This window comes from Oryzihumus sp. (assembly GCF_036391795.1).
Taxonomy (GTDB): Bacteria; Actinomycetota; Actinomycetes; order Actinomycetales; family Dermatophilaceae; genus Oryzihumus.
Genome location: NZ_DASVZH010000151.1, coordinates 1 through 2,741, shown reverse-complemented (window position 1 = coordinate 2,741; position 2,741 = coordinate 1). Strand labels below are relative to the sequence as shown.

Here is a 2,741-nt window from a genome sequence, read left to right as displayed (position 1 = left end):
CAGGAGCTCGTTGAAGGTCGAGTCCGCGGCGTCGAGGACGACGCCGAAGAGCTGGTCCAGGTATGCCGTGCTGACCCCTTCCAGCGGCACCCGCCCGGTGACGTAGACGTCGCCGGACCGGTCGATGCCGTAGGCCAGGCCGGGCAGCTTGAGGTTCTTGCGCAGCAGGTAGCGGTAGAAGGCCTCGTGGTTCTCGTCGGGGTTGCGCACCACGAACGCCGACACCGACAGCGACTGCTCCCCGACCACGACCGAGGCCACGGTCTTGAGCTTCTTCTCCCCGGGCAGGGTGACGACGAGCTCGCCGTCGCGGCCGCCGAGCTCGTGCTCGATGCCGGCGTCGGCGAGGTAGGCGTCGACGACGTCGAGGACCTTCTGCTGCTCGGCCGTGGTCACGGGATCACCGCCGCGGGGATGCCGGCCAGCACGCGGGCGTCCTCGATCGGGGACGCCGTGCGCGCGGCGTGCGCCTCGGCGTAGACCTCGACGAGGCGCTCGGTGGTGTGGTCCCAGCTGAACTGGGCGGCGTGGCGGACCGCGGTGCGGGACAGGTCGGCCCGGCGGACGGGGTCGGTGATGAGGGACTCGATGGCGTGGCTCCAGTCGGTCGTGTCGTGGCCGTCGACGAGGATGCCGCTGTCGCCGACGGCGGTGGGCAGGCCGCCGACCGCGGCCGCGACGACGGGGGTGCCGCAGGCCTGCGCCTCGACGGCGACGAGGCCGAAGGACTCGCTGTAGGAGGGGACCGCGACCAGGTCGGCGGCGCGATACCACTGGGCCAGCCGCTCGCGGGCGGCCGGCGGGACGAAGCGCACCTGCGGGGTGATGCCGAGCTTGTCGGCCAGCTTCTGCAGCGCCTTGGGCTTGGCGAGGCCGGAGCCGCTGGGGCCGCCGACAACCGCGACGACGAGGTGCTCGCGCAGCGCGGGCCGACGAGCGAGCAGGTCGGCGGCGGCCTTGAGCAGCACGTCGGGGGCCTTGAGCGGCTGGATCCGGCCGACGAAGAGCAGCACGTGGGCGTCGGCCGGCAGGCCGAGCTCGGCGCGGGCGGCGGCGGTGTCGCCGGGGGTGAACGTGCCCAGGTCGACACCCGGCGGCACGACCCGGACCCGGGCGGGGTCGGCGTCGTAGAGGTCGATGAGCTCGCGGGCCTCGCCCTCGGTGTTGGCGACCAGCCGGTCGGCGGCCTCGACGACCTGCGCCTCGCCGATCTCGCGGCCGGTGGGCTCGGGGGTGTCGCCCTTGGCCAGGTGGGTGTTCTTGACCCGGGCCATGGTGTGCATGGTGTGCACGAGCGGCACCCGCCAGCGGTCGGCGGCGAGCCAGCCGACCTGCCCGGAGAGCCAGTAGTGGGAGTGGACCAGGTCGTACCACCCCTCGGGGCGGGCAGCCTCGGCGCGCATCACGCCGGCGGCGAAGGCGCACAGCTGCCCCGGCAGGTCCTCCTTGCCCAGCCCCTCGTAGGGGCCGGCGGTCACGTGCCGGACCTGCACCCCGGGCACCAGCTCGACCTCGGGCGGCAGGCCGCCGGTCGTGGCCCGGGTGAACACCTCGACCTCGATGTTGCGGGCAGCCAGCCGCTTGGCGACCTCGACGACGTAGACGTTGAGGCCTCCGGCGTCACCGGTGCCGGGCTGCTCCAGCGGTGAGGTGTGCACGCTGAGCATGGCCACCCGGCGGATCGGTGCGGCACCCGGCATACGTTCGTTCTCCTTGCCCACGGGCCGTGGTCGAGGGCCCGACGCCCGAGTCTGCCACGCGACGCCGTCAGCGGCCGCGCGTCACCAGACCGTCAGACGGAACGTGGAGGACCACACATGTATTTCGCCGCGCCCGTCGTGGCGCAGGTCGATCGCGGTCGGGGCGGGGCTGTCGATCGCCACGATGCTGCCCAGGCCGGTGGCGAGCGCCGGCTCGCCCGGCCCGGTCGCCGGCTGGAACCACCACGTGCTGCCGCCGAGGTCCTTGGCCGGCAGCCGGGGGGTCAGCCCGCGGGTGCCGGGGTGGCGCCAGGTGTGCAGCACGAGCAGGTCGGCGCCCTCGATGCGGAAGGTCAGCTCGACCCCGTCCCCGACCCGGCGGGCCCAGATGGTCGCCGGCATCGCGTGGGTGTCGTCGAACGCGACTCCGTGGAAGGTCGCCCCGGCCTGGTTGAAGTCGACCGAGGTGAACCGGATGTGGTCGACGGTGCCGGTGACGTGCTCCTGCCAGCCGTCCCGGGTCCGGGTCACGGTGCCGAAGCCCGCGGTGACCGGCGCGGCGATGCGCACCGTCTGGAACAGCGTGGCGTCCTGCCGCTGGACGCGGATCCCGTCGGAGTACATCGAGACGGTCAGGCCCTGGCCCAGCGTGACGATGCCGCGCACCGGCTCGTGCGCGCTGAGCAGGCCGGGCTTGATGTCGACGACGCCGTGGTCGGGCTTGGCGAGGGCGGGCGCCAGCCGGCTGGCCCCGAGGGCGGCCAGCGCGAGCAGGACCACGGTGAGCAGCACCATGCTCCGGCTCCGAACGCCCACACCCCTGGCCACCGCGTCACCCTAAGACACGCACCTGTGCACCTCGGGGCGCGCCACGGGCGCGCGGTGTGCCATGTGGCCGGGTGCGGGGCACGGCATACCCTGCGGGGCGTGGCAGCGAGGCGACCGGTCGGCACCATCACCCGGGGCACGACCAACCCCAACCGGCTGCGCCGGGTCGACCGCTGGCTGGCCGGTCCGCAGGCGTGGCGGCTGCGGCGCTCG

The 2,741-nt window shown here is 74.1% G+C and carries 3 protein-coding genes; all 3 read right to left on the bottom strand.

What is annotated here, in order from left to right:
* On the bottom strand, positions 1-396 hold a 396-nt coding region (locus tag VF825_RS08760), incomplete at its 3' end, for a YbjN domain-containing protein (RefSeq protein ID WP_331112277.1).
* The gene (gene mshA / locus VF825_RS08755) at positions 393-1,700 is read right to left on the bottom strand and encodes a D-inositol-3-phosphate glycosyltransferase (RefSeq protein ID WP_331112274.1); all 1,308 of its coding nucleotides are present in this window, start codon (positions 1,698-1,700) and stop codon (positions 393-395) included. The genes VF825_RS08760 and mshA, both read right to left, overlap by 4 nt.
* A gap of 81 nt (positions 1,701-1,781) precedes the next feature.
* Positions 1,782-2,495 carry a hypothetical protein gene (locus VF825_RS08750; RefSeq protein ID WP_331112272.1) on the bottom strand — a complete coding sequence of 238 codons (714 nt, stop codon included), beginning with the start codon at positions 2,493-2,495 and terminating at the stop codon, positions 1,782-1,784.
* Positions 2,496-2,741 lie beyond the last annotated feature (246 nt).